This window comes from Pseudomonas sp. PARCl1 (assembly GCF_947311875.1).
Taxonomy (GTDB): Bacteria; Pseudomonadota; Gammaproteobacteria; order Pseudomonadales; family Pseudomonadaceae; genus Aquipseudomonas; species Aquipseudomonas juntendi.
The window spans coordinates 156,271-176,166 of the sequence record NZ_CAMZMX010000003.1 but is presented as its reverse complement, the minus strand read 5'-3'; the positions used below and the strand labels follow the sequence as shown (position 1 = coordinate 176,166).

The window sequence follows — 19,896 nt, the reverse complement described above, 5'->3', positions numbered from 1 at the left end:
ACATGGCTAAGGTAACCAACACCCATAGCAAGACCCCTATCGGCCTGCCTGACGGCTCCGTGGTGCCTCCTGGCGGCACCATCGATGTCCCGCAGTGGGTCGACTACAGCAAGCGTCAGAATCTGGCGTTCTACGTCGAATCCGGCGTGCTGGTCGTAGAGGCTGGCGAGCCGTCTGAGCTGACCAAGGAGGACCTGATCGCCAAGCTCAAAGCGCTTGGTATCGAGGTCGGCGCCAATGCCAAGCCTGAAACCCTGCAGAAGCGCCTGGCCGAGGCTGAAGCCAAGGCCAAGGCAGACGCCATCGCCAAGCTCAAGGAAAAGGGCGTTGAAGTCGGCGACGACGTCACCCTGGAAGAACTGCAGGCCGAACTGGCCAAGCACCAGTAACAACCACGGGCGGTTCGCCGCCCACTTATTCGAGAGCGATGATGGCTGACTACTACGGTACCGTGGCAGGCGCTGATGCCTACCACTCGGCCCGTGGCAATGCCGCCTGGGCGGCTGCTACTCAGGCCGACAAGGAAGCGGCACTGGCGCGAGCCTCAGCCTACATCGACGGCCTGGGAACCCAGCTGCCGACCACCGGCTGCGTTCTGTCGTTCCCCGGCCGGAAGGTCGGCGGGCGCGACCAGGCGCTGCAATGGCCGCGCACCGGCGCAACAGACCGAAACGGCGACCCGATCGATGCCGGCTCGGTTCCGCGCGAGGTTGAACAGGCCACCTACGAAGGAGCGCTGCGTGAGCTGACGAAGCCTGGCAGCCTGAACCCTGACTATGTGGCATCCAAGGCCGTGAAACGCGCCAAGGTAGGCCCGCTGGAAACCGAGTTCTTCGGGCCAGAGGATGTCGACGGCCAGCCCAACAAGCCGGTGGTCGGCATCATCAACGACATCCTGGCACCCATCATGGTGCTGCGGTGCCCGCTGCCGGCAGTGGTGGTCGTGTGAATCAGGCAGAGCTCATCCGGCAGATTGAGGCCATGGAGCCGGCCATGGCCAAGGCCTACCTTGACCAGATCCGGGCAACGCTGGACGCGGCCACCATTGCCGAGATCGAGCGCTTGATCGAAGCCCGCGACGACTCTGCCCTGGGGGATATCCTGGCGGTTGGTGTGTTCGCCGCGCTGATGGAGTTGATCCGGTCGGGCTACATGGCCGGCGCCAAGGCAGAGGCTGGCAGCGTACAGCGCAGTCTGGGAAGGCAGGAGCTTGATGTGAACGCCCAAGGCGCTCAGTCATGGCTGGCGCAGCACATCGCCAACCTGAAAGCGCAGATGGCCATGGATCAGGTCGATGGCATCAGCGTTACGGTTTCCTCTGGCCTGCAGGCCGGCAGAAGCCCGCGCCAGATCGCCCTGGACCTGGCCGGTCGTGTGAGCAAGCAGACCGGGCGGCGCACAGGCGGAACGGTAGGGCTGCCGGGCAATTTCTCACAGTACGTGGCCGATGCCCGCACCCAGTTGCGCAGCGGCGATCCTGAGCAGCTGCGCAAGTACCTGACCCGCACCCGTCGCGACAAGCGCTTTGATTCCATGGTCATGCGAGCGCTGAAGGCTGGAACGCCGGTGAGCAGTTCTGATGCCGACCGCATCGCAGGGCGTTACGCCGACCGCCTTCTGCAGACCCATGCACAGATGATTGCCCGCACCGAGGCGCTTGAATCGTTCAGCGCTGGCCGGGACCGGGTGTATGAGCAACTGGTCGAGCGCGGCCTGCCGCGGGAAGCCATCGTCAAGGACTGGGAGACCAGGCGAGACGAGAAGGTGCGCAACAGCCACGCCGGCATGCAGGGTCAGACCCGGGCGCTGGGCGAGCCATTCAGCACCAACTCTGGCGCACTCCTGCGGTACCCGGGTGACCGGTCCCTGGGCGCTGGGTGGGACGAAACCGCGAATTGCCGGTGCCAGGCCCGGTACACCATAAGGGCGAACTATGCGCGACGAGATGCAGGAAATCTTCGGGGAGCTCTTCGATGACGTCTTCGCGGAGTCGGTGACCGCCTTCACTGGCGAGTACATGGGCCCAGGCGTCTTCGATCCGGTTACCGAGGAAACCACGGCGCAGCCCGTGATCTACGCAGGTCGCGGCGTCTTCCATGAGTACGATGAAAAGCGTGTCGATGGGCTGAACGTCAAGTCCGGCGACATCCAACTCATTGCGCTAACCAACGAAGTGGCCGGCCGTCCAGACATCGGCCACCTGGTGGAGACGACCGACAACGTCGGTATTCTCGGCATGCCCGCTAAGGGCTATCGCATCGTTCGCGTGGGCGGTGATCCTGCCGGCGTGCATCATGACCTGCAGCTGAGGAAGGCGTGATGGCCAAGCAAAGAGGAGGGCGCGCTTGGAGCGTGCCGCCGTCGGCGTTCATTGGCGTGGTCGAAGACGCCCTGGCCGATCGGCACCGATCGATCACCCTGGCAATGCTGGGCGAGATCGTACTGCGGGCACCTGTGGATACCGGGCGCTTCCTGGCCAACAACATCGTCAGCATCGGCTCTCCGGTCTTCTATTCCCTTGACGCCTACGACAAGAGCGGTCGGGAGACGGTCGCGAAGGGTGAGAGCGTGCTGTCTGGGCTTGAGCCTTACACCGTCACCTACATCCAGAACAACCTGGTGTACGCCGGGGCGCTCGAGGACGGCCACTCCCGGCAGGCTCCCGCAGGTATCTACGGCATCGCCTTCTACGGCGTGACACAGGCCTACGACAAATGACCTTCGAACAAATCCGGGCCATCGTCACTGGGCGCATGGCGCAGTGGGCGGGCATACCCGCATCCGCTGTCGATTACCCGAACAACCCGCAGGGGCCGTTCGACCCGTCCGGCAAAACCATCTGGGCAAGGCTGGCGGATGTGCCAGGGTTGTCCAGCGCACCGGAGACCGGCATCGGCCCATGCGTTCGCCGGACCGGCATCATCATGGTTCAGCTGTTTGTGCCCAGCTACAAGGGCACCTTGGCCATCACCAAGGCAGCCGACACGCTGGTTCAGCACTTCGAGTTCTACAGCGACCCCACCGGCCCCTTTGAGTGCTATGCGGCCTCGGCCAATACCATCGGCGATGACGGCCACGGCTGGTACCAGGTCAACGTCAGCGTGCCATACCGGGCCTACTGAGCCATCAACATCCACCGCCACATGGCGGTTTTTTTACGCCTATCGATAGGAGAAACCGCATGTCGAGCGGAGCCAAGGTCCAGCTGGCCTGGATCAAAGAAGTAACCCCCGGCGTGACGCCGGCCGGCGACTGGAACGTGCTGACGCGAATCAGCAACGGCCTGATGCCGACCTTCAACTCGGAAGAGAACAACGAAATCGGCTTCACCCGCATGTCGCAGGGCACGGCCCAGACCACCGTGGACGTTGGTGGCGATATCGAGAACAAGTGGCGCTTCGGTGCGCTGGACGAGTTCATGGCATCCTGCTTCGGCAAGGCCTGGGCCAGCAACCAGCTCACCATGGGCGACGACCGCATCACCTTCTCGATCGCCTCCTACGCGACCGACATCGGTGTGTCGGCCATCGCCCGCGGTGTGCAAGTCGCCACCATGAACTTCGATTTCCCAGGCGATAACGAGGTCACGGTCACCACGACCATGGCGGCGCGCGCCTGGGATGACAAGGGCGACAACACCTCGTTCATCATCAACGCCCAGCCCGAGACCAGCCAGCGCCGCTTCAGCTTCAAGGACATCAGCGGCCTGAAGATCAACGGCGTCCAAGTCGGCGAGGACAACGCCTGCGTCGACAGCTTCAACCTGCAGTTCGACAACGCCGTCCAGACCCAGCGCTGCATCGGCAATGGCAACCCGTACCCTGGCAACATCATTGCCACCACCTTCACCCCGTCCGGTGCGATCACCATCAGCTGGTCGAAGATGGCCTACGAACTGTGGAAGGCGCAGAAGACCAACGACGCGATCAGCCTGGAATTCACCATCGGCAATGCCGACGGCGGCTACAAGTTCCTGATCCCCGAGATGGAAGTGACCGCTGACTGGCCTGATGGCGGCTCGACCGACATCATCCAGGTGGAACTGAACTACACCGCCCGCCGCGTGGCCCCGACCATCACCCGCCTGCCGGCGCCGATCGTTGTGGCTGCCGTGGATGTCACCCCGGCCACCCTGAGCGTTGCAGTGGGCGACACCGGCGACCTCGAAGTCGTGGTCACCCCGGCCGGTGCCAGCCAGCAAGTCACCTGGACCAGCTCCGCCCCGGCCATCGCCAGCGTGAGCGAGACCGGCCTGGTCAAGGGCCTGACAGTCGGCACCGCCACCATCACCGCGACCAGCGCTGTAGACGGCACAAAGACCGACACCTGCGCTGTCACCGTTACCGCTTAACCCTTTGCCCGGCGCGCCCTGCGGTGTGCGTCGGGCCTTTTACCGCAGAGGAATACCATGGGCATCACCATTGCAAAGAAGCCTGAGCTGGACATCAACGGCGAGCGCTGGGTGCACTTCAAGGTCGGCCCGGACGGCCTGGCCGTGAAATGCGACAAGGGGCCGGACACTGCATCGATTCTGGTCGCATCCATCGCCAACCCGATCTACAAGTCGCACCAGGCTGTGATCCGCCGACACCTTGCCGCGCTGAACCAGCAGGCCGGCGTGGGAACCGCGGGCTTCACCATCGATTCCATCCCAGACGTCGAACTCGAAACCGACGACGACCTGTTCATCGACCTGGCGGCAAAGCACCTGATCAAGGATTGGCAGGGTATCGATGTCGAGGAACGCCCGGGCGAGCCAGCCAAGTACACCCCGCAGCTGTGCAAGGCGCTGATTGAGCAGCTGCCCAGCATCTACTTCCTGGCCCTGCGCACCGGCCTGGACATCGCCAAGCGCATCGAGGAGCAGGCCCAGGCCACTGCGGAAAAGCAGTAGCGGCATATCGCTGGGGTAGGGACTGGGCCGGGCCGGAAAACGAGAAAAAGCGCTGGAAGCATGAGCGCCTCGGGTTGAAGCCCCAAGAGCCGCCAGAGATCGACGATGTGGTCGCCGAGATCCTGGAGGCCTACGGGCACATCGGCCGGTCCCGGCAGTACGTCGGCATGATCGGCGCGCCGGCCCCGATCGCACCGTCTGCGATCACCGAATACCTCGACCGCTACCCCTCGGTGATATGCCGCGAAGAGTTCGATGCCTCCATCTTCGCCCTGGACGACGAGTTCCGCCGGCGGTGGGATGAACAGCAGGAGCAGGAGCGGCAGAAGAGCGCCAAGCGTTGAAGGCCATGTCTTCACTGGATTGTGATAAATTCAGCACAAATCAGGGAGATTTGATATGAACGATGGCTCAAGCCCGCTTGCGGGACTATTTCTGCTCGCGGCTTCCTTCGCGATTTACTTCCTTCCAACCTTTGTTGCTGCGAAGCGAGGCCACCCCAATGGCACCTCGATCTTCCTGTTGGATTTGTTCTTGGGGTGGACAGGCATTGGCTGGCTGGCAGCTCTGATCTGGTCTGCATCTGCAATCCGTAAAGAATCAGGATCAGCTCCAAGTGAGCCAGCCAAAACCGATGCATACGGAAAACTTGAGCGTCTCGCTGCCCTGAAAGACAAAGGGCATATCACGCCAGAAGAGTACGAGCGAGAGAAAGCTAAGCTGCTCAACAGCTGATAACGAATCATCCAAGAACCCGCCTAGTGCGGGTTTTTTTATGCCCGGAGAAAGACATGGCGCAGGAATCAAGGCTTGCGATAACGATCGATTCCCGTAGCGCCAAAAGGAACGCTGACGATCTGACGGCTTCGCTGGAGAAAATGGAGCGTGCCGGCGATGGTGCAAATTCAACGACCGAAGGGCTTTCGTCCAGCCTCGACGAGCAGAGAAAGGAACTGTCCCAGCTGCTCGGTCAGATCAATCCGACCGTGGCGGCTCTTGGGCGCCTGGATGACATGCAGGAAAAGCTGGCCAAGTTCAAGAAATCCGGCGTTGTCGAGAGCGACACCTTTGTGGAGTACACCAATCGCATAAACACGATGCGTGAGGCTCTGGGCGACACATCGGACGGCATGAACAGGGCAGGCATGTCAGCTAAGGCCTACCAGGCGGCCCTACGAGGCCTACCTGCGCAGTTCACTGATATCGCTGTAAGCCTCCAGGCCGGCCAGGCGCCGCTTACTGTATTCCTGCAGCAGGGCGGCCAGCTCAAGGATATGTTCGGGGGCGTTGGGCCGGCTGCAAAGGCAATGGGTGGGTACATCCTTGATCTGATCAATCCGCTAACGGTAGCTGCCGCAGCTGCTGCAACACTTGGCGTAGTCTTCTACGACGTTGAGAAGCAGATCAGCGCATTCAACGCTTCCTTGTTCCAAGGCGGCGCGAACTCAGGTCAGACAGTTGAATCACTGGCTGAGATTGCGAAGTCTGCTGCCAGCCTAACAGGCAGCCTTTCGAGCGCGAAAGATGCAGTAACCGCATTGGCTGCAGCTGGCCATACGAGTGAAATACAGTTCAGGAACCTTGCCCAGGCCGCAACGGCAGTGAGCAAGTTCACCGGACAAAGTGCGGCGGACGTCGGAAAGGCATTCGGCGACCTTGGCGACAATGCCACCAAGGCTGCTCAGAAGATCAGTTCGGAATATGGTCTGCTAACCGCGGCGCAGTATGAGGTCATCCGTGGACTTGACGAGCAAGGCAAGCGCCAACAAGCGCTGGACACCCTGAGCGAGTCGCTGAACAAGAATGCCCAGGAGCGGCTCCGGCGTTATCGCGAATCCCTGTCTGATATTGAGCGCGACTGGCAGGACATCGGAACAGCTATCAGCAACGCCTACAGCCAGGTGAAGGGTGAACTCTTCCCTGATGACGCCAAGCAGATGGAGATTGCTCAGCGAATTCTTGACACTCGCAAGGAAGGCGGCTTCGTTGGTGCGCTATCCAACCTGTTCAGCTTCGGTGACAACACCAACCAGGCGCTACGGGAGCAGATCAAACTGATCACCGAGCGGCGCGGAGCAGCAGCCGCTGCTGCCAAGGCTGAGGCAGAGATCACCACGCGAGAGCAGCGCCGGATAGAAACGTCCAAGCAGCTTGCTGACTTGGCGAAATCTGCAAGGACGCAGACGCAGAAGCTGCAGGACGATCTAAAGGATCTGGACAAGACAAAGGCTGAGTCCATAAAAAACGGTGGGTTTGGCGCGAAAGAAGAGGCCGACTACGCCAAGGCCCGCAAGAACATCGAGCAGGAAATCGCGGACATCAAAACCCGCGAGGCGAAGAAGAGCGCACCTAAGAACGTCAACCGTGGCGTGGCTGAGGCGGAAAACACCTTCGCTCGCCTGTATGGCCAGTACGACCCAGCGGCTCAGGCCGCCAGGGCGCTGACCAAGGAACAGGGCCAACTCGACCTGGCCCTGAGCAAGGGCAAGATCACCCAGGAGGAATACAGCAAGGCGCTGGCCCAAGCCTCGATCAACTACGCTGCTGCCATAAAAGGTGCCAAGGGCCTGACGGCTGCCGAGCAATATCGGGCGCAACTGGAGCGGCAACTGCAAACTGATCGTGAAGAAAATAGGGTCAATGCCGCAGCTGTCGGAACGGGCGACCTGCAAGCGGAGCGAGCAAGAAGTCAGATTCAGCTGGTCCGCGACACGAACACCACGATTCAGAATCTGATGACCGAGAGGGATCGGACTGAATCAGAAAGAGAAAAACAGGCCATCCAAAGGCAGATCGACCTACAGCGTGAGTACCTGCCTCAGCGCATAGCTGAGATGCAAAACGGTTGGGCGATGATGGACCAGGCCATGCTCAACCCGATCAACGGGTGGACGGCTGCCGTGCAGAACTTCGGTAACCAGGCGCGCGACATTGCCGGGCAAACGCAGTCGATCTTCTCCAACGCATTCAACACCATCTCGACCGATATCACCGACGCGATCATGAGCGGGCAGCTGTCCATGAGCACGCTTGGCGATATCGCTTCGAACGTGGTGCGCGAGATCATCGCCGGTTTCGTGAAGATGGGCGTGCAGATGGCGCTGAATGCTGCGCTGAACGCCACTCTCGGCACCGCTGCGGCCGGCCAGAGCATGATCCTGGCGGGTACCACGGCCACGGCCTGGGCACCGGCGGCGGCGATGGCATCCCTTGCAACGCTGGGCGCCAACTCCGTGCCAGCGGCAGCCGCGCTGACCTCGACCACAGCCCTGGCATCCAGCCTGGCTGTGATCCCGGGTTTCGCCACCGGTGGTTACGTGTCTGGCGCCGGTACCGGCACCTCCGACAGCATCATGGCCAGGCTCAGCGACGGCGAGTTCGTGGTGAATGCCGCGGCGACCAAGCGCAACCGGGCGCTGCTGGAGGCGATCAACTCGAATGAGCGGGTATCGGTGGCTGGTGGTGGCGGCTCGGTTGTTTCGACTCAATCGTCCGGTGGCATCCAGGCGCCCGTGGTCGCCCAACCAAACGTCACCGTGAACCTAATCGAAGACCGGTCCCGTGCCGGCACTGTTGATCAGCGCACCGGTGACGACGGCCAGCTGCAGATCGACGCCTTCGTGGCTGACATCTGGGGCGGGGGCGAGCGGGCTCAGGCGATCGAGGCGGCCTACGGGCTTTCGCGCAACCCAACGTAGGGAAACCACATGACTACCGAAACCGACGAGGCCGATGACGGGCCGGGCGCAACTGTGCCCGATCCCGTTCTCCCGCCTGATGAGAAAGAGCTCCTGCTGCAACGGCGGCTCGCCCGCATCGAGGAAGCGCTGGGCCTCAGCCCGATCACCTAAAAATCAGGAGATACACATGAAACAGCAAGCAGTGGCAGAAACCAAATTCCCAATTGGTCGGGCGAAGTCATTCCTCCTGGATCATGACTGGGTCGAGATAACCCGCGGTGAGCCGGTCGACTTGGCTGACTTCGATTTGGGCGTGTGCTTCCAGTGCGGGCTAGCAACCATCACCCGAGATGGCGAGATCTTGCCAGCCACGTCCGAGCTCGAAGTGGAAACGTCGCAGAACGGGTCTGATTGGGTCCCTGCATTCAAGGGTTCGTGGACCCAGCAGTCGCTTGATACCAGCGAGCACGGGATTCAGGTCGAAAGCAACGGCCTCGTACACGTCCGCGCTCGCAAGTCAGTGCAGGAAAACCGTGACGTGCGAGATGACGCAGCTATCAGGGTTCGGCGCAAGGCGGGGCCAAGCGCCGAGATTTGTCAGCCCTCCTGACCTCCTGATTGTGCGCTAGCACGCTCGTCATTGATGCGCTCGATGTCCTTCAGGATGAGATCAATCGAAGATCCTAGGCGGCCTAGGGCTTGATGAAGGAATGCGTTGCACCGCTCATCCTTAGAATCAAGCTCCCCGTATTGGCCAAGTAGCGTTTTGAACTTGTTCAGTTCGTCTCTGGCGACGCTGTGTCGTCCGGTCATGTTTCTCTCCTTATTCACCTATGAAACCCCACTTCCCTTGCTGGGCCCTCACGCCCAGGAAGCGGAGGCGGTCGAGCATAGGTCAGATAGCCATCACATTGCTATCTAGGCCATGCCCTTGACGAGGAACGGCAATGATTCAATACCCGGCAGAATTGCCACTTCCTCTGCAGGAGGGGTATGGGCTGAGCACGGTGGACCCGATGCTTGCCACTCAGATGGTAACGGGGCGCACGCGGTACCGAATCCGGCACCGCTACGTTCCCACGGAAGTGCGGTTCAACTTCAATTTCAGCCAGGCTGAGGCGGGGTTATTTGAGGCCTGGTACGCCCGCACCCTCAACAATGGGCTGGAGTGGTTCGAGATTCGGCTGCAGACGCCAGCCGGATTCATGATCTACCAAGCCCATTTCAAGAGCATACCGGCCGGGCCAGACCTAACCCAGATCACGCGCTGGCGGTATTCGGCCGTAGTCCAGCTCAAAGAGCGGCCATTGATCCCGCCTGGCTGGGAGCAGTTCCCGCAGTACTGGCTGAACAAAGAGATCATCGACTTGGCGATCAACAGGGAGTGGCCTGAAGCATGAGCCTGATTGAGGAGTGCTACGCCTCGGGCAGGGGTGAGCTGGTCGACACGATCGAAGCCAGGAAGGAGGGGGGCACCGTATCCCACCTGTACTGCTCCGGCTGGGAGGACCGGGTGTGCACCACCGAGGACGGTCGGACGCTGACGTTTGTGGCCATGGCCATGGACCTGGCCTTGCCGAAGAACGACAACAGCGCGTTCCAGAACCTGGTCCTCGGCCTGGACAACGTGACCGGGGAGGTGCAGGAGGTCGTGGAGGAGGCGAAGGCAACCGGCGACCGCTTCATCATCACCTTCCGGCGCTACCTTGCTGAAGACCTGTCGTTCCCGCAGGAGCGGTACCGGATGACGCTGCTGAGCCGGGAGTATGAAGACGACGTGGCCAAGCTCACTGCCGGATTCTTCGACCTGCTCAACACCAACGGTCTGCGTACCGTGCTGACCACCACCCTGGCACCTGGCCTCAAGTACCTCTAACCATGATCGAGAAATTCATGCGCGCCCCGTATCGCGAGGGTGCACGGGGGCCTATTGCCTTCGATTGCTGGGGGCTTTGCATAGCCGTGCGCCACCAGGTATTCGGCCTGCCGCTGCTGCCCAGCCTGGGCGCCGTGGGCAAGAACAAGCCCAGAGCCAATACCGAGGCCTATCACGACCTGCGCCAGGGCATGGAGGAGTGCCAGCCCGAGCCCGGAGCCATTGCGGCAGTGTTCCGCGGCTCGCTGTGCCTGCACGTAGGCGTCGTGGTGGAAAGCGAGGGCCGGCTCAAGGTGCTGGACACAAACCCCGGCGGCGCCTGCCTCCGGACAACCGGCGAGTTTGAAGCCGCTCACCCCAAGGTGGTCTATTACCGTGATCGAGTTCTACCCGAACAAGCTGAGTGATACGGCGCCTCTCGGCACCTGGAAGACTGGCCGCCGTATGTCGATCGAGGAGTGGCTGAAGGCACTGGCCCCATCCTACGAGCGCCGGGAAAGCCCGCCAATCAGCGTTGTGCTGAACGACGAGGTGATCGAGCAGCACCTGTGGCACAAGGTAAAGTTCAAGCCCGCTGACCTGCTGCAGATCTACCGCGAGCCGAAGGGCACTGACCCGTTCTCCATCACCTTCGCGCTGTTCAAGGGCGTCAAGGCGGTGGCGAAGGCGATGATGCCAAAGATGCCAGGCATGCCATCCAGCGCTGGCACCCAGCAGGGCGATCCCCTGACCGAGGCCAGCGCCAAGGGCAACAAGGTCAAGCTGGGCGACCCGGTGCGGCAGATCGCCGGCCACCAGCGGGTTTACCCGTCGTACCTGACCCAGCCACGCCGCTACCACCTGGCTCCCCGTGACCAGCGCGTCGAAATGCTGCTCTACATCGGCGAGGGTGAATACGAAGTCCCATCCACCAAGGTGAAGGTTGGCGAAACCCCGCTGATATCCCTCGGCGCAGATGCTTCGTTCACGATCTACCCGCCAGGCGCTGACCTTTCGGCAGATCCGGCTCACATCAACTGGTTCAACGTGCCCGAGGTTGGGGCAAGCTCCAGTGGATCGGCCGGCCTGGAGCTGACGATGGCAACCGAACTCACCCGTTCGGCCACGGCTTCGGCCTACCAGTTCGTTGGCGACACCATCAGCGTTCCGGCCGGCTCCGGCCAGTTCCCGGCCGACTGGTCGAACGGCATCATCATTCGGGTGCTGTCCCCTTACACCTACACGGTGATCGACGGCGGCGCCGGGCGCGACATCATCCGCGGCCCGCTGGAAATGCTGAACCCAACGGTTGGCATGCTGATCGAGGTTGCTGGTGCGAACGCCGGGCTGTACGTGGTGAACAGCTATACGCCATACAGCCCTGGCGTGCCTGCCAACCCGGGTACTGCGTCCACGCTGACCGGTTCGGCTGCGCCAAGCCGCTACGACTTCAACGTCACGCCTCTGACGTTCAGCCTGGTGCGTGGCGGATCCACGTACCCGATCACGCTCAACACGGCAACGACCGACCTCGCTGGACTGGTATCCGCACTGAACACCCAGCTCAGTGGCAAGCCGTTCCAGGCGCAGCAAAGTAGCGGGCGCGTGCGCTTCGTTGAGGTGACGCCATTTGCCGGCCAGGCCATCACCGCCACCGGCGCATCGACCATCTTGGGATCATCCCCAGTAGGAGCGACAGGGACGGCAACCACCAGCGCAATACCCGAGCAGCCAGCTGAAATGACGCTGGACTACGACGGCGGCGCGCCAGTGGTGGGCCTTGCGCTTGGCCAAGGCCTGGCCACTATCGGCCCGCGCGGTCTGCGGTACCGGATTACCGCGTTCAGCACCAGCCTCATTGAGGTGGACAGGCTGACCTCGTCTGGTTCGACCGATGCGGGCTGGCCTGGCTTCAACAACATGCAGACGGTCAATGGCTTGATCACGCTGGACGCCTCGAACCTGCAGGGTGGGTACCGAGGCCCGTTCGCCTGCTGCCCGGAAAATGAGAAGGTGACCGAGCTGGAGTGGACGGTCACCTACGCCAATGGCCTGGCGGGTATCGGCCGGGAAGGGCAGATTTACGAGATCCCGACCTACTATGTGTTCGAGTACCGTGACATGGATGTTGCAGGGGCCTGGACGGTCATAGAGCTTGAGAAATTTGGTGGCTCACTCGATGCCCAAGGCTTCACCGAGCGGATTTTTCTACCCTACGCCATGAGGCCCGAGGCTCGCGTGCGCAAGCTGTACAAAGATCGTCCTGGCAGAATCAACGATGAGGCCCGGGATGACGCAACTTGGACAGACCTGCGTGGGCGAATGCTGAACTCCCCCACAAGCTATCCCGGCCTGACTGTGATGACTTGCAATATCAGGGGAGGGGATAGGTTATCTGCCCAGTCTGAAAGCCAGGTAAATGTGGAGGCCACCTGCATTATCCCCCTGATGGACGCAAGCAAGGGGCCGACGCGGGATATCGCCCCATGGTGCATCCACCAGTTGAAGCAGCGCGGCTACACCAATGATGACCTCGATCTTCCGGAGTGGCATGCATTCCATAATCTATGCGTGGCCAGGGGTGACACCTACGACGAAACTCTGGATTCAACAATCACCGTCAAGGACATGGTGAACAACGCTCTGGCGTGCGGCTTTGCGGAGCTTGTGACCTTCCGGGGCCTGCTGCGCCCGGTTCGTGACAGCGCCCGTGCCGCGTTCGACGTGACCTATGGCCCGAAAACGCAGACCTACTCGCCGCAGAACATGACCAAGATGTTGAAGATCAGCGGCGCCATGCCGTCGATCAACGACTTCGACGGCGTAGACGTGGAGTACTTCTCCAGGGAAACCTGGGCGTGGGAGACGGTCGAGTGCCGCTGGCCGGGCGATCTGGGCAACAAGGTCGAGAAGATCAAGATGCCCGGGTTCAGCGAAAAAGCCAGGGCCTGGCGCTTCGGCATGCGCCGGCGCGGCCACCAGAAGTACCGAACCGACATCTACACCTGGGAAACCGAGATGGACGGCAGCAACAGCGGCTATCTGAGCTTTGCGGCCGTTGCAGACGATGCGCCTAAGCGTTGCCAGAGTGCGATCCTGCTGGACTTCTCGATAACCGGGTCGGGGACCCTTCTGCACAGCTCTGAGCCCCTGGCCTGGTCCTTCACTGAGGCCAACCTGATTGGCTTGCGGCGCCTGGATGGAACCCTCTCCGGACCTTGGGATGCAGTGCGGATCGACGACTACACCGCCGTGGTCGCAGCATTGGACTTCACCCCTGACCTGAACAGCCCGGAGCCGCCGCACATACTGTTCGGCCAGGCTTCCCGATGGGCATACCCAACACTGATCACCAGCTCAGACCCAGGCAAGGACGGAAACGTGTCAATGAAGGGCATGCCCTACGACGCCCGCGTTTACACCTACGACGACTTATTCCCGCCGGCCTGACCGGACCCTGACGAGCATGCCCGCCAAGTGCGGGCTTTTTTGTGCCCGGAGATCCCATGCGCTACAACACCAATAACCCGGCTCCCAGCAATGACCCGCGCGATCTAAACGACAACGCCATCGGATTTGATGAGGGCATGGTCAGTCTGGAAGAAACGTTTACAGATAGATTTGGGCGTCAGCGTTACACGTGGCAGGCCTACCACAACTTGGTTATCGATGCGAAAGCCCAGATTGATCCAACTGTCGAAGCTGCACAGGAGGCGGTCAATTCGACAGCGGCTGCTGCCATCTCCCAGATGGAGGAGACCGCCGCCAACCTTGGCGACGACCTCAATAACAAGCGGTATGACACCTACGCCGAGATGCTGGCGGACCCACAGACCCGCGATGCGGTCATGGCGGTGGTGGACGGGGATGAAGACCCAAACCTGAACGGATGGTATTCCTGGAGCGCAACCAGCGGAGCCTGGATTCGGTTTGTCAATCAGCCTGCAATCAAGTCTGCGGTTGATGCGCATTTCTATAGAACAGACAACCGAGTTACTGGATCAGGCGATTCGCTCATGGATTCGACTGGCGGCACGCTTTACGTTTCGGTTGAGCCAGAAAAAACTGATTCTCTTTCGATTATCAGCGGCCTTGAAGAAGTGGCAAGCATTGATACCCTGAACGGAACTTTCAGGATCAATCAAAAGCTCGCGCGACAGATCGATGTTTTAGAGCTATCGGAAGAACATGTAGACCGTACTGGAACTCCAGCATACGAAGTCCTTGCATATGAACCTGATGCAAAAGTGATACTCGACCGAAATGGTTTCGAGGCGCTGGCCATCGACCCTATTACCAAGACTATTCGTAGCAACTACCACTTCGAAACCGGCCAGGAGCAGCGGCCGCCGACGATATTCGTTGATGTTCCACCGCGCCTTGAGCGCAACACCAACGACCCAGACTATCGGCTCTCGGGCAGGGTGTATCAAGCCACGGCGACCATCGAGCGATCCGGGCCTAGCAGGTACTGGAGTGCCTGGCGCGCCGACAACCAAACTGCAGCCGAAGCACCGGGCAACTTTGTCGTTTTGGCCTACTCGGACGATAACAACGCCAGTGTCAACGAGTACGGCTATTTCACCTTCACGGCTGCAGACGATCCGGACAATCCTCTGCCGATTGAACAGCGCGCAGGCCGCGACAAGCACTTGGTCGACCCAATGCTTTGGAGAGACCCGGAGGGCAGGCTGTGGCTGTTCTTCGGAGTGATGGGCAACAACAAGCACTTCGACGGCGTGCAGGGCACCTGGGCGGTGATCTGCCAGAGCCCGAACGCAGAGTTCCCCGTATGGGGCCAGCCTTTCCGCCTGTCGTACTTCGGTGACCCCCGCCACCCCGTTCTGGTGAACGGCAAGTGGTACCTGGCTGTGGATGGCTGGCGCTTCTCGGCAGAGTACCCGCCGCTCTATATGCAGCACGTCGGACCCCACATTTATGAGTTCGATTGGCGCAACCAGAAACTCAAGCACGTATCCCAGCTGCCGCCGAACAATGGGACCGGCTACAGCGGGTTCTTCGAGACAGAGTTTGTCCAGCTTGCAGACGGTCGGGTCATGGCCCTGCTGCGCTGGACGGCGGGCGACTCCGGTGTGTTGGTTTCCTACAGTAGCGACCTGATGAAGACCTGGACACCGTGGGTCAACTACCTGGTCCTGGCTCCGGCAGCTTCTTCGAGGATCTGGCTCGGGCGCTCGCCGAGCGGGCGCCTTCTGGTCGTCTGGAACAACGATACCAACCGACTCGCGCTGACTCTTGGACTCTCGGATGACGATGGAGTGACTTACCCCTACCGCATCCAGCTCGAGCCTAACTCAGCAGGACAACTGACTTATCCGGTGGTCGCTTTTGGCGATAACGGCGAAATTTTCATCGAGTACGACAACCAGCGGACCTCAGGGAAGCGGCAGATCCACATCGCAAAAGTTATCGAGCAGGAAGTGGTCGCAGGCACGAGTATTCCTGTAATCACTATCGCGAGCGACCCTTTCAAGGCATAAGGAAAAATAGGCAATGACTGTGATTTCCGAACTTAATTACCGGGTCTCGACTTTTGCAGCCCATGCGACAAAGCTCCGAAAGTCAATCCAGAGCTTCGCTGGAACTACGCCGAACGTTTACACTCGCGGACCTTCAGCCACTGCCGCAACCGAGAAGTTCGCAGGCGTTATCAACTTGCCTGACGACACCATGCTGTTCGTCCCCTACGGTAAGGGCAACATCGGTTTGTACAACCCGCTGACCCAGGCTTACACCGAAGGACCTGTTACCACAGGTTCTGCTCGCTTCCGGGGCGGCGTTCTGCATGGAAGCACAGGCCTTGTGATCCTGGCCCCAATGCTTTCGCAGCAAGTCGGCATCTACGACACCCGCAATGGGCAGTTCAGGCTAGGAGCAAGCGTCGGCGCGAACTTCGGTAGTGCCGGGGCCGTGGTATCCAGCGTTACCGACAAGGTCATCTTGATTCCTAGATCCAGCCCGTATCTGTGGATCTATGACCCCGTAATGGATACGGTGACTCAAGGACCTGCGCATGGCGCAACTGGAACTCCGTTCTTCAGCGGTGCCGAGGAATTGCCGAACGGCAACATCCTGCTGATCCCGTACAGCGCGGGCTCGTTCAAGATCTACAACCCGCGCACCGGAGTCGTCACGAACGGCCCATCTGGAGTTGCTTCGGCAGGTTTCTACGGGTCGGCCAAGCTTTTCACCGGCGAGGTCGTCTGCGCTCCGTACAGCTCCAACGTGATCTCGATCTACCGCTGGGAATCCAACACCCTGTTCAACGTGGCGTGCCCGACTGGTGGCGCCAAGTTCCGAGGCGCCGCGCTGGCGCCCGATGGCCGCGTGATCTTCGCCCCGCACACCTACGACAAGGTCGGCTGGTACGACCCAAAAACGCTTGCATACGGCGAAGGTGAAGCGCTGGGACTCGGCACGGGCGATAAATGGATGGGGATCGCGCAGGCTTCCAACGGCGAAATGATCTTGGTGCCCCACATTATTGAGCATGTTGGCCGGTTTCAGGCGGTCTCGGAAGGGGCTTCCCCGCGCTCTTCCATTCTGAGCGCGCAGTGGAACAAGAGCTGATCACACCTGAATCCAACCCAAGCCCGCCCCGAGCGGGTTTTTTCATGCTTGGAGAAAACCCATGCGCACATCGCAACGCGGCTTGAGCCTCATCAAGTCGTTCGAGGGCCTGCGCCTGCAGGCCTATCAGGATTCTGTCGGCGTCTGGACCATAGGCTATGGCACCACCCGTGGCGTGAAGTCCGGCATGAAGATCAGCAAAGAGCAGGCCGAGCGCATGCTGCTGAACGACGTGCAGCGTTTCGAGCCGGAAGTGCGGCGCCTGGTCACGGCGCCGCTGAACCAAAACCAGTGGGACGCACTGATGAGCTTCACCTACAACCTGGGCGCTGCCAATCTTGAATCGTCCACGCTCCGCCGGCTGCTCAATGCGGGCAACTACGCAGCTGCTGCCGAGCAGTTTCCGCGCTGGAACAAGGCCGGCGGGCAGGTGCTGTCCGGACTGGTGCGCCGGCGGGCCGCGGAGCGGGATCTGTTCCTGGAGGCTGCTTGAACTGGCTCGGCGCGGTACCGGCCTGGTGCTGGTGGCTGATCGCTCTGGTGTTGGTCGCTGGCGGCCAGCAGTACCGCGTGGTGGTCGCCCAGGGCACTACGGCCCAGGCCCGAACCGAACTGTCCGATTACCGCCTGCAGGTAGCTGAGCGCGACCGGCGCGCTGCGGCCCAGGCCCGACAGGAAGATCAACGCCGCCAAGCTGTGGCGGACAAGGAGGGCGAGAGTGCTCGACAAAAACTGGAACTGGCCCAGGGCCGCGCCGCTGCTGCTGAGTCTGCTGCTGGTGGGCTGCGGGGTGAAATCGCCCGACTGCGCGACGGCCACCGAGCCACCTGCGACACCATCGCTACCCAGCAGCGCCAGGCAGGAACCTCTGCCGTCGTGGTGCTCGGGGGATTGCTTGAAGAGTCTGACCGAATGGCGGGCAGCTGCGCAGCAGCGCTTGAGCGAAGCCGAATAGCGGGCCTGGCGTGCGAGTCCATCTATAATGGCCTGACCAAATGAGAAGGTCACCGGAATGGACAAGCGCACCTTTATCGGCATGGTCGAGGCCGGCGAGCCTCTGATTCAGCAGGCCATCGACGCCATGCGGGAGTACCACCAGGCCCAGGACTATGGCGCGCCGGCGGAGGAGGTCGAGCGGCTGCGCCTGCTGGCCGAGTCCCTTTTCCAAGCTGTATCCGACTATCAGCTCAGGGCCGTCGCCAAGGCGCGAGGCAAGGATCTGCCGCCACTGCATTAGGCCGCCGGCCGGTGCTTGCCACATGTGGCCAAGTCACCAGATACTGTATCTATATCCAGTTATCGGCCAGCCACCATGCCTTCAACCATGCCCTCAGAAACTGACCACCTGCAGGTCTCCATCGACGATCTGCTCCAACTGCGCGCGCCCAACGTCTACCTGGTCAAGGTGGAGGGCGACAGCATGCAGGGCGCCGGCATCTATACCGGTGACCTGCTGATAGTCGATCGCCTGGCTGAGCCAACGTCAGGCAGCATCATCATCGCCGCGCTGAACGGGGATGCCACTTGCAAGCGGATGATGATCCGTGACCGCCAGGTGGTGTTGGTGCCGGACAACCCCAAGTTCCCGTCCAGGTACATCATGGAGGGTGATCAGTTCGAGGTTTGGGGTGTGGTGACCCACAGCATTCGGGACCATGACCGCCGCTAGAGTTCTCAATGACGATCCGGCAATACCATGTCAGCCCATTCCTGCATCATCCCGCGGCGCTGCTCTATATAGGTGGCGTGGTTGTATACGTCGCGGATTGTACTGCTGTCGGCATGGGCAAGCTGGCGCTCGATCCAGTCCTTGTTGTAGCCGCGGCTGTTCATCTCGGTCGAGAACAAGTGTCGGAACCCGTGCGGCGACTGGCGGCCGGTGTAGCCACACCGGTCCATCAGGTTCACCGCGTAGTTGATGCCGATCGGCCGAACGGCGTCCGTCCGGTTCGGGAATACGTACTTCAGGTTCCCGGATATCGGCAGCATCAAGCGCAGAATCTCGACCGCTTGGCGCGATAGTGGCACCACGTGGTCGCGGCGCATCTTCATCTTGGCGGCCGGGATGGACCAGGTCGCGGTTTCCAGATCGATCTCTGACCACTCGGCCTTGCGCACCTCTGCCGGGCGGCAGGCTGTCAGGATGAGCAGCTTGGTGGCGCACTGAAGCTGTAGGCCTGACTGGCTCGCCTCAATAGCCTTGATGATGGTCGGCATCTCGTCGAAGGTCAGGAACGGTCGGTTCTTGTGCGGCGCCATCTTCTCTGTCACAGCGTGCATTTCCGCCGTGGGGTTTACCTCAATCATTCCGATCGCAACCGCATAGCGGAAGACCTGGCCCGTCCACTGCCGAGTCTTAACGGCGGTAGTGATCGAGCCGCGCCGCTCTATGCGGCGGATCAGCGTAATCACGTCGGCGCGCCTGATGCTGTCGATCTGGCGCGGGCCAAATGCCGGAAGTACATCCAGCTCCATTGCGTTTGAAATAACCTTGACCGTCGACTCGGTCAGGCCTCCCTTCCTGAATTCAAGCCACTCTTCATAGACGCGGCGGAATGTCCTTTCTTGGGCGCCTAGGCGCTCAATCTTCTTCTCCCTCCTCGATTCGCGCGGGTCCTTACCTTGCGCAACCTCTTCGCGCGCTTCATCCCTCCGCGCACGCGCTTCCTTCAATCCGACTTCTGGGTAAGTACCAAGCGAGATCCTGGCCTGCTTGCCAAGCCAGGTGAACCTGAAGTGCCAGCTCTTCACGCCAGTGTTGGCGATGTACAGCGTCAGCCCGAGCGAGTCCGCTAGGGTGTAGCCCTTTTCCCGGGGCTTGGCCTGCCTGGCCGCGGTGTCCGTGAGCGCCACTAGTACATTGCCTCTTGCTGGTC

25 protein-coding genes are annotated in these 19,896 nt (G+C 61.1%); 23 read left to right on the top strand and 2 right to left on the bottom strand.

Annotated features, from left to right (window positions below; translation table 11 throughout):
- Positions 1–2: 2 nt before the first annotated feature.
- The 13 genes from QME24_RS03040 (at position 3) to QME24_RS02980 (ending at position 9,184) form a co-directional block, all read left to right on the top strand.
- Positions 3–389, top strand: a complete 387-nt coding sequence (locus tag QME24_RS03040; RefSeq protein ID WP_281690766.1) for a hypothetical protein — start codon at positions 3–5, stop codon at positions 387–389.
- A gap of 41 nt (positions 390–430) precedes the next feature.
- Positions 431–949: a DnaT-like ssDNA-binding protein gene (locus QME24_RS03035; RefSeq protein WP_281690765.1), complete on the top strand. Its 519-nt coding sequence runs from the start codon at positions 431–433 to the stop codon at positions 947–949.
- 44 nt (positions 950–993) lie between these two features.
- Positions 994–1,977: a phage minor head protein gene (locus QME24_RS03030; RefSeq protein WP_281690764.1), complete on the top strand. Its 984-nt coding sequence runs from the start codon at positions 994–996 to the stop codon at positions 1,975–1,977.
- Positions 1,934–2,320 carry a hypothetical protein gene (locus tag QME24_RS03025; RefSeq protein WP_281690763.1) on the top strand — a complete coding sequence of 129 codons (387 nt, stop codon included), beginning with the start codon at positions 1,934–1,936 and terminating at the stop codon, positions 2,318–2,320. The genes QME24_RS03030 and QME24_RS03025 overlap by 44 nt, the downstream gene beginning before the upstream one ends.
- Complete coding sequence (locus tag QME24_RS03020; RefSeq protein ID WP_161551325.1) at positions 2,320–2,718, top strand: HK97 gp10 family phage protein; 399 nt, start codon at positions 2,320–2,322, stop codon at positions 2,716–2,718. Before QME24_RS03025 ends, QME24_RS03020 begins: the two co-directional genes overlap by 1 nt.
- Positions 2,715–3,122, top strand: a complete 408-nt coding sequence (locus QME24_RS03015; RefSeq protein ID WP_281690762.1) for a phage tail terminator-like protein — start codon at positions 2,715–2,717, stop codon at positions 3,120–3,122. Before QME24_RS03020 ends, QME24_RS03015 begins: the two co-directional genes overlap by 4 nt.
- A gap of 59 nt (positions 3,123–3,181) precedes the next feature.
- The gene (locus QME24_RS03010; RefSeq protein ID WP_281690761.1) at positions 3,182–4,351 is read left to right on the top strand and encodes a phage tail tube protein; all 1,170 of its coding nucleotides are present in this window, start codon (positions 3,182–3,184) and stop codon (positions 4,349–4,351) included.
- A gap of 57 nt (positions 4,352–4,408) precedes the next feature.
- On the top strand, positions 4,409–4,894 hold the full coding sequence (locus QME24_RS03005) for a hypothetical protein (protein ID WP_281690760.1): 486 nt from the start codon (positions 4,409–4,411) through the stop codon (positions 4,892–4,894).
- 74 nt (positions 4,895–4,968) lie between these two features.
- Complete coding sequence (locus QME24_RS03000) at positions 4,969–5,238, top strand: hypothetical protein (protein WP_230852949.1); 270 nt, start codon at positions 4,969–4,971, stop codon at positions 5,236–5,238.
- Positions 5,239–5,293: 55 nt separating this feature from the next.
- Complete coding sequence (locus QME24_RS02995; RefSeq protein WP_281690759.1) at positions 5,294–5,629, top strand: superinfection immunity protein; 336 nt, start codon at positions 5,294–5,296, stop codon at positions 5,627–5,629.
- A 56-nt stretch (positions 5,630–5,685) separates the two neighbouring features.
- The gene (locus tag QME24_RS02990; RefSeq protein WP_281690758.1) at positions 5,686–8,592 is read left to right on the top strand and encodes a phage tail length tape measure family protein; all 2,907 of its coding nucleotides are present in this window, start codon (positions 5,686–5,688) and stop codon (positions 8,590–8,592) included.
- 9 nt (positions 8,593–8,601) lie between these two features.
- Entirely contained in the window at positions 8,602–8,745 is a 144-nt protein-coding gene (locus QME24_RS02985) for a hypothetical protein (RefSeq protein ID WP_281690757.1), read from the top strand.
- A 16-nt stretch (positions 8,746–8,761) separates the two neighbouring features.
- Complete coding sequence (locus QME24_RS02980) at positions 8,762–9,184, top strand: hypothetical protein (protein ID WP_281690756.1); 423 nt, start codon at positions 8,762–8,764, stop codon at positions 9,182–9,184.
- Here QME24_RS02980 and QME24_RS02975 read toward each other — a convergent pair.
- Complete coding sequence (locus tag QME24_RS02975) at positions 9,172–9,387, bottom strand: hypothetical protein (protein WP_102084418.1); 216 nt, start codon at positions 9,385–9,387, stop codon at positions 9,172–9,174. The genes QME24_RS02980 and QME24_RS02975 overlap by 13 nt on opposite strands.
- Positions 9,388–9,521: 134 nt before the next feature.
- Here QME24_RS02975 and QME24_RS02970 point away from each other — a divergent pair, with 134 nt between their 5' ends.
- The 10 genes from QME24_RS02970 to QME24_RS02925 all read left to right on the top strand — a co-directional run bounded on the left by QME24_RS02970 (position 9,522) and on the right by QME24_RS02925 (position 18,689).
- Complete coding sequence (locus QME24_RS02970) at positions 9,522–9,974, top strand: transposase (protein WP_281690755.1); 453 nt, start codon at positions 9,522–9,524, stop codon at positions 9,972–9,974.
- Entirely contained in the window at positions 9,971–10,450 is a 480-nt protein-coding gene (locus QME24_RS02965; RefSeq protein WP_281690754.1) for a DUF1833 family protein, read from the top strand. Before QME24_RS02970 ends, QME24_RS02965 begins: the two co-directional genes overlap by 4 nt.
- A 2-nt stretch (positions 10,451–10,452) precedes the next feature.
- A complete protein-coding gene (locus QME24_RS02960) occupies positions 10,453–10,857 on the top strand; it encodes a hypothetical protein (RefSeq protein WP_281690753.1) in 405 nt (134 codons plus the stop codon).
- Entirely contained in the window at positions 10,826–13,879 is a 3,054-nt protein-coding gene (locus QME24_RS02955) for a host specificity factor TipJ family phage tail protein (protein WP_281690752.1), read from the top strand. The genes QME24_RS02960 and QME24_RS02955 overlap by 32 nt, the downstream gene beginning before the upstream one ends.
- A gap of 56 nt (positions 13,880–13,935) precedes the next feature.
- Complete coding sequence (locus tag QME24_RS02950; RefSeq protein WP_281690751.1) at positions 13,936–15,930, top strand: sialidase family protein; 1,995 nt, start codon at positions 13,936–13,938, stop codon at positions 15,928–15,930.
- A 13-nt stretch (positions 15,931–15,943) separates the two neighbouring features.
- On the top strand, positions 15,944–17,020 hold the full coding sequence (locus QME24_RS02945) for a hypothetical protein (RefSeq protein ID WP_281690750.1): 1,077 nt from the start codon (positions 15,944–15,946) through the stop codon (positions 17,018–17,020).
- A 61-nt stretch (positions 17,021–17,081) separates the two neighbouring features.
- Positions 17,082–17,513, top strand: coding sequence for a lysozyme (locus tag QME24_RS02940; RefSeq protein ID WP_281690749.1), 432 nt, complete (start codon positions 17,082–17,084; stop codon positions 17,511–17,513).
- Complete coding sequence (locus tag QME24_RS02935; protein ID WP_281690748.1) at positions 17,510–18,019, top strand: DUF2514 family protein; 510 nt, start codon at positions 17,510–17,512, stop codon at positions 18,017–18,019. Before QME24_RS02940 ends, QME24_RS02935 begins: the two co-directional genes overlap by 4 nt.
- A 13-nt stretch (positions 18,020–18,032) precedes the next feature.
- Positions 18,033–18,257, top strand: coding sequence for a hypothetical protein (locus QME24_RS02930; RefSeq protein ID WP_125855462.1), 225 nt, complete (start codon positions 18,033–18,035; stop codon positions 18,255–18,257).
- A gap of 87 nt (positions 18,258–18,344) precedes the next feature.
- Positions 18,345–18,689 carry a S24 family peptidase gene (locus QME24_RS02925; RefSeq protein ID WP_281690747.1) on the top strand — a complete coding sequence of 115 codons (345 nt, stop codon included), beginning with the start codon at positions 18,345–18,347 and terminating at the stop codon, positions 18,687–18,689.
- A gap of 5 nt (positions 18,690–18,694) precedes the next feature.
- Here QME24_RS02925 and QME24_RS02920 read toward each other — a convergent pair whose 3' ends face one another.
- On the bottom strand, positions 18,695–19,873 hold the full coding sequence (locus tag QME24_RS02920) for a tyrosine-type recombinase/integrase (RefSeq protein WP_281690746.1): 1,179 nt from the start codon (positions 19,871–19,873) through the stop codon (positions 18,695–18,697).
- Between the last annotated feature and the right edge of the window lie 23 nt (positions 19,874–19,896).